The sequence below is a fragment of the Nocardia sp. NPDC055165 genome, assembly GCF_053606985.1.
In genome coordinates this window covers 246,556-261,456 of sequence record NZ_JBSGSS010000001.1, presented here as the reverse complement: position 1 = coordinate 261,456, position 14,901 = coordinate 246,556, and the positions used below count along the sequence as shown (strand labels likewise).

Below are 14,901 nucleotides of genomic sequence, written 5' to 3'. Positions count from 1 at the left end.
GCGGCACAGGATGTTTCGCCGCGTTCAGGTGCCGAGTCCGAGCCGGACGATGCGGTCGTCCCTGTCGGTAGGATCACCGCGGCCGTCGGTGTTGTTCGTCAGCAGCCACAGGGACCCGTCCGGCGCGACGGCGACATCGCGAAGGCGTCCGTACTCGCCGACGAGGAGCTCGGTCGAATGGGCGAGGTCGTCGAGCGGGATTCGGCGCAGTCGCTCACCGCGCAGATTCGCGAGGTAGACGAACCCGTCGACAGTCGTCATCCCGCTCGGGCTGGCCTCAAACGGTTTCCACTGCTGCACAGGGTCGAGGAAGCCCGCCCGCCCCGCGATGCCTTCGACCTCGGGCCACCCGTAATTTCCGCCGGGTTGGATGAGATTGAGTTCGTCCCAGGTGTTCTGGCCGAATTCGCTGGCGAGCATCCGCCCGTCCGGCGCCCAGGTGATGCCCTGCGGGTTCCGGTGGCCGTAGCTGTAGACGAGTGATTCCGGCAGAGGGTTGTCGGCGGGTGCCCGCCCGTCCGGTGTCATGCGCAGGATCTTTCCGCCGAGGGACGCGCGATCCTGGGCCGTTCGGCGATTACCCGCGTCGCCGACGGTGGCATACAGCATTCCGTCGGGTCCGAAGGCGATCCGGCCGCCGTTGTGATTGGTGGCGGCGGGTAGGCCGGTGAGAATCGTTGTGCCGCTGCCCAGTCCGAGGTTGCCGGGCTGCCCGGTGAGGTCGAATCGTTCGATGCGATTGTCATCGGCGGTGGTGTAGTAGGCGAACAGGTGCCCCTCGCGCACCGCGATGCCGAGCAGACCGCCCTCGCCGGACGGCTCGACGTCCTCGATGACCCCCACCTCGTATTGTGCTCCGTCGGTACCGATTTCGAGGATACGGGCGCTGTCACGTTCGCTCACCAGTGCGGTCGAGCCGTGGAAGGCGATCGACCACGGGGCGTCGAGCTCCTCGGTGACGGTGGTGTCGGGGCCGGACGCGCCGGTCCGGGTGGTTGCCTGCTCGGCCCGCTCGCTGGGGGCGCAGCCGCACAGCAGAGCGATGGCCGAGCCGAACGCCACGAGACACGCTCTGGTGCGGAACTCCATGTCTTCGAGACTAAACCCGCCGTTCGATCGCCTACCAGGTGTGGCGAGCGCCTGAAACCGGTGACCGCATCAGGCGAAGACAGCGCGCACAACGGACTCGTCGCCATCGATCGCGACCAATCCGAGCGCGAGGGCATCGCTGAGAGTGATCGCGCCGGCGGCGAGGCCGAGGATGTAGCCGGGGTCAGCGCGGACAGTGGCGTCGAGTGCGCGGCCGTCATGCGCGCCGACCTCGAAGCCCGAGCGCGACGCGCGGAGCTGGAAGAGTGAGTCGCCGATCTCGAGACCGACTGTCGCCGACGGACGAACCTCGATACGGGCGTCGAGCAAGGCGGGGACGGCGAGGGCGAGCCATCCGGGGCGGAAGGCGTCACCGTCGGCGGGACCACGAACCATCAACGGTGTGGACCAGCGAATCAGGCTCTCGATCGGTCGGCGCAGCTCGGCACCCCACGGCGTCAGGGCGTACTCGACCACGCTGCCCTCGCCGGTCAGTCGCCGCTCGACCACACCCGAGGCCTCGAGGTCGCGAAGCCGATCGGCGAGCAGGTTGGTCGCGATGCCGGGCAGGCCCTCGATCAGGTCCCGGTAGCGAGCGGGGGCAAGGAGAAGCTCGCGGACGATGAGCAGGTTCCACCGGTCACCGACGACTTCGAGGGATCGGGCGAGCCCGCAGTACTGACCGTAGCTACGCATCGTTTCCTACCATCGCTTGATCTTCTCAAGTGCACGTGAGATCCTCAAGTATACCCTGATGCCGAGCCCTGAGGGGGCCACCATGGTCGACACCACCAAGCGCGTGCGGCCCGGTTGGGTCGACGACGAACTGTTCCCGTTCGAGAGTCGGTTCGTCGAGATCGACGGGCACACCGTGCACTACGTCGACGAGGGATCAGGCCCCACTCTGCTACTGCTGCACGGCAATCCGACCTGGTCGTTCCTGTGGCGCGACGTGATCGGCGCACTGCGCGGCGACTTTCGTTGCGTCGCACTCGACTACCCGGGATTCGGGCTGTCCTCGCCGCGGCCCGGCTACCGCTTCCTGCCCGAGGAGCACGCAGCGGTGGTCACCGGGTTCGTCGACGCGCTCGGCCTCGAGGGAGTCACCTTGGTCGGGCAGGATTGGGGCGGCATGATCGGCCTGGCGGTCGCGCAGCGGCGGCCGGGCGTCTTCGATCGGCTGGTCCTCGCCAACACCTGGGCCTGGCCGGTCAACGGGGTCCTCCACTTCGAGGCCTTCGGTCGCATCATCGGCGGCCCCGCGGTCCGCTTCCTGGTCCGGCGGCTCAACCTCCTCGTGAACGGGTTCATTCCCACCGGCCATCGACGGCGAAAGCCGACCGCAGCCGAAATGACGCACTACCGTCAGGCGCTCGGCACCCCTGAGCGGCGCCAAGCCTGCGCCGTGCTTCCCGGCCGGGTTCTCGCGAGCCGGGACTTCTTCGCCGAGGTCGAGGCCGGGCTCGGCGACGTCGCTCAGCTGCCGACGCTGATCGTGTGGGGCGATGCCGACATCGCCTTCCGTGCGCAGGAGCGCGAGCGTCTGGAAGCGACGTTCACCGACCACAAGACGGTGATCGTCGAGGGCGCGGGCACCTACGTCGAATCCGACGCACCCGAGGAGTTCGTCGCCGCGATCCGCGACTGGACGGCGATTCAGCCCACTTTGTAAGTGCCGCCGCCCGCCGCGATCAACCGACCGTCATCGGTGGCGACGATGTCGACCCGGCAGGTGCTGAGCTGGCGGCCCGCGCGCAGGCGGGTGCCGATGATGTCGATGCTTTCGGCGCGGGCGGGCTGGATGAAGTCGATCGACATCGAGACGGTGACGCCGCGCAGCTGCTCGGGCAGGCGCGCGCCTGCCCAGGACGCGGCCATGATGCCGATGTCGATGCAGCTCGCGAGGGCGCCGCCGTGAACCATGTCGCCGACCGTGACGAGTTCGTCCCGGAACGGCATGCGCAGGCGGGCCCGGCCTTCGTCGATGTCGATGAGCTCGATGCCCATGTGCTGGACGAAAGGGGATTGGGGCAGGAACAGCGACATTGCTTCGCTGCCGGTGCGGGGGGAGGTGATCATCGAGACTCCTATCGGAAGTTGACTACGATATCGGAATGAGACTACGGTATTTCGTATGACGTTGGAACCCCCGACAGACAGACGAAAACGCCGGACACACACCGCCGTTCTCGATGCCGCGCAGATCCTGTTCCAGCGAGAGGGCTACCGCGGCACCACCATCGACATGCTCGCCGGTGAGGCCGACGTCGCGGTCAGTTCGATCTACGCCAACTTCCGTGCGGGCAAGGCCGATGTGTACGCCGCGCTGGCGTGGCGCATCGCGACCCGCCATGCGGAGGCGATGTCCGCACCGACCGGCGACGAGCCGATCCCGCGCGACGAAGTGGCCGCCGTCTTCGACCGCTACGTCACGTTCCATCGGGAGAACCCGCTCGCGCTGCGCATTCTGGCGCTGACCGACGTCGATATCGGCGAATCCGAACTGGCGGCGAAAGCCAAGACGCAGATCGACGGTGTGCTGGGCGGGTTGGTCGAATCCTTCGCCGCCGCAGTGCGGCGCGGGGGATGCGATGTCGACGCCCGTGCGCTGGTGCTGGTTTCGTGGGCCGCGGGCAACGGTGCCTACTCGTTGTTCCAGCGACGGATGGTCGACCGATCGACCCTGGATGTCATGCTCGGTATCGCCCGAGCCGATCTTCTTTCCCATGTGGGCGGCCCCGATGAAGCGTGACGGCGAGCTCAGCCGACGGCAGCAGATCCGTACTGTGAGTGCGGCATCGGTCGCGCAGACCATGGCCCTGCCCCATCTCGTTCGCGGGCTGCGTCGCGGCGGCGACGTTTCTGGGTGGCCTGTTCCGGTACCGCCGGATTCGCGGCTGTGTCGCTCCGCGCTGGACGAGGCGACGGAAGTGCTCACTCCGGCGCTGCTCGCGCACAGTCTGCGATGCTGGGAATTCGGTACGGCCTTGGCGCAAGTGGACGATCTCGCGCCCGATCCTGAGGCGCTCTACCTCGCGTGCGTCCTGCACGATGTCGGAGTGGGTGCGCCCGGCGATGCGACGACGGGGTGTTTCGCCCTGCTCGGCGCCAACCGGGCTCGCACGTTCGTCACCGACCGGGGCGCTACCCCCGAGCTGGGCCAGTGCGTCCATACCGCCATCGCCCGGCACATGGATCCGCGCACTCCGCGCGACGACGGCGCCGAAGCGAGGTTGCTGCACGACGCCGCCCACCTGGACGTCGTCGGGCTGCGCGCCCACCACCTCGATCCCGGTCGGATCGCCGAAATCCACGCCCGCCACGGACGCGACGGATTCAGTAGCGAGTTCGCCGCCGCGATGCGCCACGAAGCGCGCGTCCGCCCACGCTCGACAGCGGCGACACTGTGGTGGGCGGGAATGCCGATCGCCATCGCGCTGAATCCCCTCGACCGCTGACGGCGGTCGAGGGCGCAGGCAGCGATCAGGAAACCAGGATCAGTCGGTGCGGACACCCCGGGCCGGAAACAGGCTGTCCCACAGTCGCGTCGGGGTTCGCTCGGGATCCATCAAGTCGTTCTCGGCCAGGGCACTGTCCTCGTTCTCGACGGTCGCCGGCTCGAATCGTTTCAGGGTCCGGCCGTCGCCGCGCAGTGCCTCGACGGTGCGCACCAGCGAGGATGTCTCGGCGAGCGTGGCGTCGAACTTCGCGGGTTCGGCGTCGAGATGTTCGCACAGCAGCGTGCGCCGGATACCGAGGATGGTCTCGCGCAGTTGCTCACCGTCCGCGGTGGCAGGGGTGACCTCGACGGCCAGATCGCATTCGGTGTCGAATCCCATCGAACGGTTGTTGAGATTCGACGATCCCACCCGCAGCAGGCGGTCGTCCATCACCACCACCTTGGCATGGACATAGATGGGCGCACCGGCGGCGGTGACGGGATAGTAGACGCCGAGCCGATTCTCGGTGTCGGCCTTCCACAGCAGGTGCAGCAGGCGGCGGCGGGCTCCATCCATGGCCTGTTGCTCGAGCCAGCCGTCGGCGTTGCGGGGCAGTACCAGCACGACCTCCGGGCCGTTGCGCTCGCGCAGGCGGCTCGCGATCGCCTCTGCGAGCGTGCGCGAGGCGAGGTACTGGCTTTCGATGTAGAGCGACCTGGTGGCGCCCGCGATCGCCGCCAGATACAGCGCCTCGATCTCGCGAACTTCGGCGCGGTCGGCGAGTTCGGGCAGCGTCCGCGCGATACCGACATCGACCGACCGCATCGTCGGTTCCAGGCCCTGCGGCCACGGAGTGTCCCCGGCGATCTCGCCGAGCGGGTCCAGTTCCCGGCCGGTGGCCGCTTTCCATCTGGCACGAGCCAGCTCGCCGATGGCTTTCGCCGCGTCCCCGTCGACGGCGGTGGTCGCGTCGTGCCAGGGACCGTAGCGGTTGCCGTTCGGCGCGGTCCGGAAACCGTTGTCGTCGCGGTGGTCGCTGGTGTCCCAGCGATCGACAGTCATGTCGATGCCGCCGCAGAAGGCGAGCCGGTCATCGATCACCACGATCTTTTGATGATGTGCCGACCCGATCGGGTGCGCGGCGTCCATTTCGAAGTGCAGCCGACGGTCGGTCAGCCAGTTGACGACGAAGATCGGTGTCATCCCGCGGCTCATCGCGGTGAACGCGCCGATGTTCCATTTCAGCAGATAGATCTCGAGGTCCGGGCGATGCCGTGGCAGCCAGGACAGGAATTTGCCCAGCCGCTCTGGTCCTTCGAGGGTCTTGCCGTGTGGTTCGAATTTGATCCGGGTGTCGAAATCCCAGCCGATCAGCACGATGCGCTTGCGGGCTTGCAACATCGCCGACTTGGCATGGCGGAAGTAGTCCGCCGCGTCGACGATGCATGCCAGCCGGTCCGCCTCGGCGATCTGCCAGCAGGTTTCGCCGGGAGAAAGGATCGGTTGCTCGTCGCGCATGGGTAGTCAGTTCTTTCGTCCGTCCGGCCACCCGTCCCCGCAGGTGAACGATTCACACTACTGCGTGGACCCCCAGGTCGTGGGCCGCGGCGACCGCGGCGTTGGTGAGGTTGCCCGCATGGGTGTTCAGGCCCAGCGCGAGACCGGGATCTTCGGCGCAGGCGCGTTCCCAGCCCTTGTCGGCCAAGGGCACCACGTAGGGCAGGGTGGCGTTGGTGAGTGCGTAGGTCGAGGTGTGCGGTACCGAGCCCGGCATGTTCGCCACGCAATAGAACGTCGTTTCGTGGACCGGATAGGTCGGCTCCGCGTGGGTGGTGGGGTGGGTGTCTTCGAAGCAGCCGCCCTGATCGACCGCGATATCGACCAGCACCGAACCCGGCTTCATCTGCGCGACGAGGTCGTTGCTCACCAGCTTCGGGGCGGCGGCGCCGGGGATCAGCACAGCGCCGATCACCATGTCCGCCGCGCGGACCTGCTCGGCGATCGCCAGCTTCGACGACGCCAGGCCGCGCACACGGTTGTTGTAGCGCCAGAACGACATCCGCAACTTGTCGAGATCGGTGTCGAGCAGGGTCACGTCCGCGCCCATACCCAAGGCGATGTTGGCCGCGTTCTGGCCCGCGACGCCCGCCCCGATGATGACCACCTTGGCCTGGTCGACACCGCCGACACCGCCGAGCAGCACTCCGCGACCACCGTAGGGCTTCATCAACGCGTGCGCGCCGACCTGCGGCGCCAGACAGCCCGCGACCTCCGACATCGGATACAGCAACGGCAGCGCCCCGGACGGCAGTTGTACGGTCTCGTAGGCGATGGCCGTAACCCGGTGCGCCAGTAGCTGTTCGGTCAACGGCCGATCCGCGGCCAGATGCAGGTAGGTGAACAGGGCGAGTCCTGCGCGCAAGCGGTGATATTCCTGGGCGACTGGCTCTTTGACCTTCAACACCAGGTCCGACCCGGCCCAGACGTCGTCGGCCGCGGCGAGGATCTGTGCTCCGGCCGCGAGGTATTCGGAGTCGGGAATCGACGATCCCACCCCGGCCCCGGCTTCGATGATCACGTGGTGACCGTTCGACACCAGTTCGTGCACGCCGATCGGTGTGATCGCCACACGAAACTCGTTGTTCTTGACTTCCTTGGGGACACCGATGCGCATGGAAGCTCCTCCTCGAGGATGTTCGGGTTCTGACACGAGCATCAGCGATAACCACAGCAATCAGCGATAAACTCTGCACGATCAGCGGAATTGGGCGTCCGAGCTGAGTATCCTGCGGTGATGGCGTCGCGACAGCAACCCCGACCGCACCCCGTGCAGCCGTTCCGGGGGTCGCCGTCGAGCCTGGACGACATCGACCGTCAGCTGCTCGCCGAACTCGCCGAGGACGCGCGCGTACCCAACAACGTCCTGGCGGCCCGGGTGGGCATCGCCGCGTCGACCTGTTCGCTGCGGCTGCGCAGGCTCCGCGAACTCGGTGCGATCCGCGGCTTCTACACCGACATCGCCCCGGAGGCGCTGGGGCTGCCCCTGCAGGCGATGATCTCGGTTCAGGTCCAGCCGGCGGCGCGGGCGCGAATCGGTGAACTCAGCGCCAAGCTCGCCGCGCTGCCGGGTGTGGTGAACGTGTACTTCCTCGCCGGGACGGTCGACTTCTTGATCCAGGTGTCGGCGGCCTCACCGGACGCGTTGCGCGAGTTCGTCACCCAGGAGCTCAGCGCGACCCGTGAATTCGCCTCGACCGAGACGAGCTTGGTCTTCGAACACATTCGCAGCCCACCGCCCACCCGCTGAGATCGGATCACGCCGAGCCTGTGCACTGTGCCCGCGTGGACTCTCTGCGACGATGTGCCCATGAGCACCACCACCCGACCGGGTGTGATCACGGCAGGCACGCTGGTTCTGTTGTCGTCGCTGTACTTCGCGCAGGGGCTGCCGTTCGGCTTCTTCACCCAGGCGCTGCCGGTGGTGTTGCGCGAATCGGGCTATTCGCTGGTGGCGATCAGTGCCTCGGGGGTGCTGTTCCTGCCGTGGGCGCTGAAGTTTCTCTGGGCGCCCTACGTCGATCGCTACGGCACCCGGCGCACCTGGCTGCTGGTGTTGCAACTGCTGTCGGCCGCGGTCGCGCTGGTGCTGGCCTGCCTGGATCTGTCGTCCTCGCTGCGATGGTTGTTCGCGGGCATCGTGGTGGTGAATCTGCTGTCGGCGACCCAGGATGTGGCGACCGACGGTGTGGCCGTGCGATTACTCGGGCCGCGTGAGCGTGGGCTGGGCAACGGGATCCAGGTCGGTGCCTATCGCATCGGGATGATCGTCGGCGGTGGCGCCCTGCTGTGGTTGTTCGCACTGGCCGGATGGCGGGCACTGTTCCTGGCCATGGCGGCGTTGATCGTGCTCACCACGGTGCCGGTATGGCTGATGCGCGAGCGGGTCGCGGACCGGCTGCCGGCACCGAAACCCGCGCGGTTGCTCGGCGCCTGGTGGACCCGATTGCGCCGCCCCGGCATGCTGGCCTTCATCGCGTTGATCGGCGCCTTCAAATTCGGTGACTCGATGGCCGCTGCGCTCACCGGTCCCTTCCTGTCCGACGCCGGACTCGGCCTCAGCGAGATCGCGCTGATCAAAGGCGTCCTGTCCTCGGCGGGTGCGCTGGCGGGCGCGGCCATGGGCGGCTGGCTCGCCTACCGCTACGGCCGTCGGCAGGCGCTGCTGATCGGCGGTGTCACCCAGACCGCGAGCATTGCGCTGTATCTGGTCGCGTCCCTCGGCCTCGGTGGCTTCGAACTTCTGGTCGCGGCAAGCCTGGCCGAACACATCTTCGGCGGTGCCGCCACCGTCGCCGTCTTCGCGCTCATGATGGACGCGTCCGAATCCGAGCACGCGGGCAGTGACTACACCCTGCTCGCCTGCGCGATCGTCGTCGTCCAAGGCACAGCCGGGATGGCCGCGGGTCTCATCGGCGACCTGGCCGGATATCCCACACTCTTCGCCACCGGTCTCATCCTCTCCGGACTCGGTTGCGCCGCGATGATTCTCGGCCTGTCGCGGGGTCTCGGTCCCACCGGCCTGCACCGAGCCCTCGTGCCGACGGACAGTCCACGACACGACGGCGACCGCAGCGCCGTCCGGTAGCCCGGCGAACGCGGTCCACCTGGTCGACCGGAAATCCCGGCCTTGCCATCGACGCCGATCAGAGGCCGTACCGGGCTCGCTCGGCTATCTTGAGTCCGATGTGCTCGCCGGAGATCGTTCGTCTCGCCCACGAGAGTGCGCCGCAGCCGAGTCGGCGGGCGGTGTTCGGTCTCGCGGGCCTCACCGCATTGGCCGCGGTGGCGCCCGCCCCTGCGGTCGCCGCGCCGCGCTCCGGCGTCGTCGACCTCACCCACACGCTCACGCCGCAACTGCCGGTGTGGCCGGGTAATCCGCCGATGGCCATGGTCCCGGTGGCCTGGCACGCGGCGGGTGGGTTCGGGCAGTTCGCGCTCAGGTACTGGGAGCACACGGGAACCCATCTCGACGCGCCCGCGCATCGGATCCCCGGCGCCACGACCACCGATGTCCTCGCTGTCGACGACCTCGTCGCGCCGCTCGTCGTCCTCGATATCAGTGCCAAAGCCGCCGTCGACGTCGACGCGGTGGTGACCATCGCCGATATCGACAGCTGGCGATCACGGCACGGTGACATCCCCGAGCGGGCCTTCGTCGCGATGTATTCCGGCTGGGAACATCGCCTCGACCGACCGTCGGCCTTCCTCAATCTCGACGAGCGCGGCACACCACACGCGCCGGGATTCTCCGCCGAGGCCGCGCGATACCTCGTCGCGCACTGCGGAATCGTCGGCGCCGGAGTCGACACGCTCAGCCTGGATTGCGGTGCCGATCCCGAATACGGTGCGCACACAGCCTTTCTCGGCGCGGGGCGCTACGGGGTGGAGATGCTCGCCAATCTCGCCACGGTCCCGGCGACGGGCGCGACGATTGTCGTCGGCGCACCGAACCACGCGGGCGGCACAGGCGGACCGTGCCGGGTGCTCGCCCTCACCTGACCACCGTCACCAGTCCGGTCGACCGATCGACAGTCGGTGCCGGAAAATGTTTCCCGGATCCGCGGCCGCCTTGACTCGGAGCAGTCGCCGATAGTTGTCGCCGTAATAGAAGGCGTGCCACGGCAGACCGGAGGTGTTCCATTCGGCATCGGCCAGATCCGGGTCCGGGTAGTTGATGTAACTGCCGCCGTAGGCCTTGTTCGGCACCGGAACACCACCGGTTTCGGCGTGGACGTCGCGATACATCTCGCGCGCCCAGCGCACATACCGGTCGTCATCCGACGGCAGTCGCCACGATGCGTGGATCAGCATCTTCATGAACGAATCCCGGGCCGGCATCGCCGTCGTGTCGCCGGCGACGGCATTGATCGCGCCGCCGAACGGCAGGAATTCGAGCTGGGACTCACCGAGGAAACGGAGATCGGTGATGGAGCGGTAGAAGATTCGGAGTTGATCGGGGGAGTACGCCGTGCGCAGATAGGCGGCTTTGACCTTGACGCGCGTGGTGTTCACGCCCTTCGCGTAATACACCTGGTTCACAGTGTCGGCGTAGGACAACTGGGCGAGCGGGGTGAGAATGGGCGGCGGGAACACGCCGTCGCTCACCGTGGCGACGAATTCGTCGAAACGGGTTCGCGCGTGCGGTGTTCCGGCATCGAGCAGGATCAGCATCTCGGCCGCGCCGGTGCCGGTCGTCCGGATCATCAGCGGCGCGTAGAGACCGGCGAAGTCATTGCCGGGGGCGCTGTGGCGTTCGAAGAACCCGAGATAGTTGGTGAGTAACCGGACGAACGAATCCTCGGTCGTGATCGGCAGGATCAGTCGCGCGTTGAGCATGCTGCCCGGCGGCTTCGGTAGCGCGTGTGCCGGGTCCGCGCCGTCTGATTCGGGCGACCGGAGCAGATACCGGGTCACCACACCGAAATTGCCGCCGCCGCCACCGGTATGCGCCCACCACAGATCGCGGTCTGGGCCATCGCCGGTCGCGACCACGATGTCCGCCGTGCCGTCGGCATCGACGGTGACGACTTCCACCCCGGCCAGGTGATCGGCCACGAGTCCGAAGCGTCGCGACAGCGGGCCATAGCCACCACCGCAGACGTGACCGCCCATCCCGACGCCGAGACAGATCCCACCCGGCACGGTGACGCCCCAGCGGTGCAGGGCGTTGTAGACGGTGCCGATGTCGGCGCCGGCGTCGACGGAGAACGCGCGGTGCCGCTCGTCCCAGAACACCGCGTTCAGCCGGCCGAGGTCGATGATCGAACGGGTCCGGTCGTTGTCGACGAAATCATCGAAGCAATGTCCGCCTGAGCGCGCCGCGATCGGCGAGCCCTCGGCCACCGCCCCGGCCACCGCGCGACGAACCTCCTCGGCGCTGGAAGGCACGAAGATCTTCGCGGGTCGAGCCACGAAGCGTCGGTTGTAGCCGCGCGCGGCCAGCGACTGGAACTCGCTCGTGCCGAGCACCGGCTCCTCGGCGCGGCTCACGGGCACACCCAGCGCGGCCGCTGTGCCACCGGCCGCGGCCGCGGCGATCAACTGTCGACGGGAGAGCGCCACCGGGTTCCTTTCGCGCCGTGTTCGAGGATCTGCTCGGACAGTAGCGGAATCGCCAGGGGGTGGACGCCAGAAATGCGGCGCGGTCGCAGTGGTTGTGAGGTCGATATCGAAGCCGGTGGCGTCAGGTCGGCGGATCGGTGGGGCGCAGGTAGACGGGGTGGCCACCGGTGAGGCTGTTGTACAGCACGCTGAGGTCGAGGGAGTCCGTGGTCGGCTTCGTCTTCGGGGGTGCGCTGCGGTCGACCTGGCGGTGGAGCGCTTCCATCTTCTCGTCGAGCTGGGTGGCGACCTCGGCGGCCTGGGCCAGGTCGGTGCGCAGGTTCGGCGGGACCTCGCCGCGGTACTTGTAGTAGATCTTGTGCTCGAGGCTGGCCCAGAAGTCCATCGCGATCGTGCGGATCTGGATCTCGACCGGAATCAGCTCGGTGCGGTCGGAGCGGAACACCGGGATCGACACGATCAGGTGCATGCTCTGGTAGCCGTTCGGCTTGCGGTGGGTGATGTAGTCGCGCTCCTCGAGGACCGTGATGTCTTCCTGACCGGCCAGCATGTCCCGGATCGTGCCGATATCGGAGATGAAGCTGCACACCACCCTGACCCCGGCGATATCGAGCACGTTCTCGCGGATCGCCGCCAGATTCATCGCGTAGTTCTTGCGACGGACCTTCTCGAGAACACTCTCGGGCGACTTGAGCCGCGACCCCACATGTTCGATCGGGTTGTACTCGTGGGTGTTGTTGAAGTCCTCCCGCAAGATGTTGATCTTGGTCGTCACCTCGTCGATCGCGAACTTGTAGCCGAGCATGAAGTCGACGAACTGCTCCCTGAGGATCCGCAGGTCATCGATGCCGACGTGGCCTCCGTCGCCGAGCGGGCCGTCATCGGAGCTGGGGTCGCGCTGCCACTGTTTCATCGTCCTCCATTGTGCCGTCCTTCCCGCGAACACCTCGACTGGTGCGTGCGGCATCACGTTGGCACCTCTCACAGCTGCTGGGTGATCCGGTTCGTTCGGTGACCAGAATCCGTAGATATTTCGTTTGCCCACGGGCAGGCAGGCTGATGATGACTTCTGGTGCAGTGCCTGACGACGGGCACCGTCACGGCACGGGGGCCGAGGCGAGCAGGCACTACCCGGCAATGTGGCCGGGCTGAGGAAAGCGCGCAGCAATGCCCAGTGATGTCGTCGATGTGTCCGTGGAGTTCTCCATCCCACGCCGGGCTCTGTGGGATGTGTTGCTCGAACCGCAGAGTTATCCGCGGCTGTGGGCCGGGATCGGGGGGTGCGATCGGCTGCTCCAGCCGGACGGGAGCACCGTGTGGGAGGTCAGAATCGGGGACCGGGCCGCGGGCGTGCGGCGAACGGGGCTGGCACTGACCATCGGTCGCTGGTACGAGAGTTTCGAACTGCACAACCCCGAATCGGGCAGTTTCGCCCTGGTCCGGCTCACCGGCGACGAGCAGCGCACCCGGGTGAGCGTGACCGTCTTCGCGGCGCCGCGGCTGCACCCGACGCTCGCGGGGGTGACGAACTCGGTGATCATCGGGTGGGTCAAGGACGGGCTGCGCCGGGCGGCCGACGTCGTGGGTGGCGCACGGACCTCGGTGGTGGCCAATGGCAACCGGGCACCGATCCGGCGCAAGTCCGAAATCGTGCGCTGGTGGGTGCAGTCGGGCCAGGTGTCGCCGCCGCTGACGTCGGCCAGGCAGCTGCGCTCGCTGTACCGGTGGGGATTCAATCTGGCGGGCGGCTACGCCGCAGGCGCCGCGCACAGCCCGGACCAGGTCGCGCTCGTCGACGACACCAGCACCGCCACCTTCGCCGAAACCGACAAGCGGACCACCGCGTTGGCGGGTGCGATGTACGAGGTCGGGCTGCGTGCGGGCGACGCGGTGGGGCTACTGGCCGGAAATCATTGCGGCATGGTCGAATCGATGGTCGCGGCGGGCAAGCTCGGGGTCGACGTCGCGCTGCTGAACTCGGGACTGTCGGGGCGGCGGATCGAGGACATCGTGCAGCGGCACCGGCTGTCGGCGTTGTTCGTCGACACCGATCTGGCGCATCTGGTGCAGTACCTGCACACCGATCTGCCGCGCTTCTTCACCGACGACGCGCCCGCCGACCCGACCCGGATCACGATCGAAGACCTCATCGCGGTCCGCCACACGAAGTTCCCCGTCCCGACGGTGCCCGGACGTCAGATCGTGCTCACCTCGGGCACCAGCGGCACCCCGAAGGGAGCGCGGCGCCCGCACCCGAAGGGTTTCGACACGTTGGTCGCGCTGCTGTCGCTGATTCCGATCCACGCCGGCAGCACCATGATGATCCCGGCGCCGCTGTTCCATACCTGGGGGCTCTCCGCGCTGCAATTGAGCACCGCGGTGCGAGCCACAGTGGTGCTGACCCAGGGCTTCGACGCCGAGGAATGCCTGCGCCGCGTCGCCGAACACGGGGTGCACACGCTCATCGCGGTGCCCACGATGGTGCAACGCCTCGTCGATCTGCCCGAGCAGGTGCGACAGCGGTACGACCTGAGCAGCCTGCGGCATGTGATCAGCTGTGGCGCGCCGCTCGCGGCGGTCACCGTCGACCGGTTCCTCGACGACTACGGCGACGTCCTCTACAACCTCTACGGGTCCACGGAGGTCTCCTGGGCCAGCGTGGCCGGGCCCGACGACCTGCGCGCCGCACCGACGACGGCCGGACGTCCGCCGCTGGGCACCAAGATCGCCATCCTCGATGCCGAGCACAAGGCGGTGCCGGTCGGCGTGGTGGGGCGGATCTTCGTCGGCAATCACATGCTGTTCGACGGTTACGTCAGCGATTCCCCGCCCGAGGAATCCGACGGCATGATGGACACCGGCGACCTCGGCTACCTCGATGCCGAGGGCAGGCTGTTCGTGGCGGGCCGCGACGACGAGATGATCATCTCGGGCGGTGAGAACGTCTTTCCGCGCCCGGTGGAGGAGGCGCTGGCGCACCTGCCGCAGGTCACCGATGTCGCGGTGGTCGGCGTGCCGGATCGCGAATTCGGGCAGCGTCTGGCCGCGTTCCTCGTCAAGCACGAAGGCTCCGGGCTCGACCCGGACATGGTGCGCACCTACGTCCGAAACCGCCTCAGCCGCTTCTCTGTTCCGCGCGACGTCACCTTCCTCAACGCGCTGCCACGCGGTGAGACCGGCAAGGTGCTCAAGCGCTTGCTGGTCGATCCGGAGGGGCTGGCCGGCTGAGCCGCCACGGCCTGCCCCTCCG

At 67.7% G+C, this 14,901-nt stretch carries 14 protein-coding genes; 7 read left to right on the top strand and 7 right to left on the bottom strand.

From position 1 onward, the window contains the following. Positions 1-24: 24 nt before the first annotated feature. Positions 25-1,089: a PQQ-dependent sugar dehydrogenase gene (locus tag ACWFRF_RS01315; RefSeq protein WP_452448434.1), complete on the bottom strand. Its 1,065-nt coding sequence runs from the start codon at positions 1,087-1,089 to the stop codon at positions 25-27. Positions 1,090-1,158: 69 nt separating this feature from the next. Further along, positions 1,159-1,785: a winged helix-turn-helix transcriptional regulator gene (locus ACWFRF_RS01310; protein ID WP_379317629.1), complete on the bottom strand. Its 627-nt coding sequence runs from the start codon at positions 1,783-1,785 to the stop codon at positions 1,159-1,161. A gap of 58 nt (positions 1,786-1,843) precedes the next feature. Between ACWFRF_RS01310 and ACWFRF_RS01305 the strand changes: the two genes are divergently transcribed. Next, positions 1,844-2,761 carry an alpha/beta fold hydrolase gene (locus ACWFRF_RS01305; protein ID WP_452448433.1) on the top strand — a complete coding sequence of 306 codons (918 nt, stop codon included), beginning with the start codon at positions 1,844-1,846 and terminating at the stop codon, positions 2,759-2,761. On the opposite strand, the gene ACWFRF_RS01300 is transcribed toward ACWFRF_RS01305, so the two are convergent. Then, complete coding sequence (locus ACWFRF_RS01300; RefSeq protein ID WP_378989775.1) at positions 2,746-3,168, bottom strand: PaaI family thioesterase; 423 nt, start codon at positions 3,166-3,168, stop codon at positions 2,746-2,748. The genes ACWFRF_RS01305 and ACWFRF_RS01300 overlap by 16 nt on opposite strands. A gap of 55 nt (positions 3,169-3,223) precedes the next feature. Here ACWFRF_RS01300 and ACWFRF_RS01295 point away from each other — a divergent pair, with 55 nt between their 5' ends. After that, entirely contained in the window at positions 3,224-3,841 is a 618-nt protein-coding gene (locus ACWFRF_RS01295; RefSeq protein ID WP_379312982.1) for a TetR/AcrR family transcriptional regulator, read from the top strand. Beyond that, on the top strand, positions 3,831-4,547 hold the full coding sequence (locus ACWFRF_RS01290; protein ID WP_452448432.1) for an HD domain-containing protein: 717 nt from the start codon (positions 3,831-3,833) through the stop codon (positions 4,545-4,547). Before ACWFRF_RS01295 ends, ACWFRF_RS01290 begins: the two co-directional genes overlap by 11 nt. 39 nt (positions 4,548-4,586) lie before the next feature. Here ACWFRF_RS01290 and ACWFRF_RS01285 read toward each other — a convergent pair whose 3' ends face one another. Next, positions 4,587-6,047 (bottom strand): phospholipase D-like domain-containing protein, encoded by a 1,461-nt coding sequence (locus ACWFRF_RS01285; RefSeq protein WP_452448431.1) that lies wholly within the window; start codon positions 6,045-6,047, stop codon positions 4,587-4,589. Between the two features lie 52 nt (positions 6,048-6,099). Further along, entirely contained in the window at positions 6,100-7,203 is a 1,104-nt protein-coding gene (gene ald, locus ACWFRF_RS01280; protein ID WP_452448430.1) for an alanine dehydrogenase, read from the bottom strand. Between the two features lie 120 nt (positions 7,204-7,323). Between ald and ACWFRF_RS01275 the strand changes: the two genes are divergently transcribed. The 3 genes from ACWFRF_RS01275 to ACWFRF_RS01265 all read left to right on the top strand — a co-directional run bounded on the left by ACWFRF_RS01275 (position 7,324) and on the right by ACWFRF_RS01265 (position 10,088). Further along, positions 7,324-7,836, top strand: a complete 513-nt coding sequence (locus ACWFRF_RS01275) for an Lrp/AsnC family transcriptional regulator (RefSeq protein ID WP_452448429.1) — start codon at positions 7,324-7,326, stop codon at positions 7,834-7,836. Positions 7,837-7,896: 60 nt separating this feature from the next. After that, on the top strand, positions 7,897-9,174 hold the full coding sequence (locus tag ACWFRF_RS01270; RefSeq protein WP_452448428.1) for an MFS transporter: 1,278 nt from the start codon (positions 7,897-7,899) through the stop codon (positions 9,172-9,174). 98 nt (positions 9,175-9,272) lie between these two features. Then, positions 9,273-10,088 carry a cyclase family protein gene (locus ACWFRF_RS01265; RefSeq protein WP_452448427.1) on the top strand — a complete coding sequence of 272 codons (816 nt, stop codon included), beginning with the start codon at positions 9,273-9,275 and terminating at the stop codon, positions 10,086-10,088. Between the two features lie 6 nt (positions 10,089-10,094). On the opposite strand, the gene ACWFRF_RS01260 is transcribed toward ACWFRF_RS01265, so the two are convergent. Together ACWFRF_RS01260 and ACWFRF_RS01255 are read right to left on the bottom strand one after the other, a co-directional pair. Further along, positions 10,095-11,651 (bottom strand): FAD-binding oxidoreductase, encoded by a 1,557-nt coding sequence (locus ACWFRF_RS01260; RefSeq protein WP_379312974.1) that lies wholly within the window; start codon positions 11,649-11,651, stop codon positions 10,095-10,097. Between the two features lie 121 nt (positions 11,652-11,772). Beyond that, positions 11,773-12,564, bottom strand: coding sequence for a GTP pyrophosphokinase (locus tag ACWFRF_RS01255; protein ID WP_379312973.1), 792 nt, complete (start codon positions 12,562-12,564; stop codon positions 11,773-11,775). A gap of 254 nt (positions 12,565-12,818) precedes the next feature. Here ACWFRF_RS01255 and ACWFRF_RS01250 point away from each other — a divergent pair, with 254 nt between their 5' ends. After that, positions 12,819-14,879, top strand: a complete 2,061-nt coding sequence (locus tag ACWFRF_RS01250) for an AMP-binding protein (RefSeq protein ID WP_387446989.1) — start codon at positions 12,819-12,821, stop codon at positions 14,877-14,879. Positions 14,880-14,901: the final 22 nt, after the last annotated feature.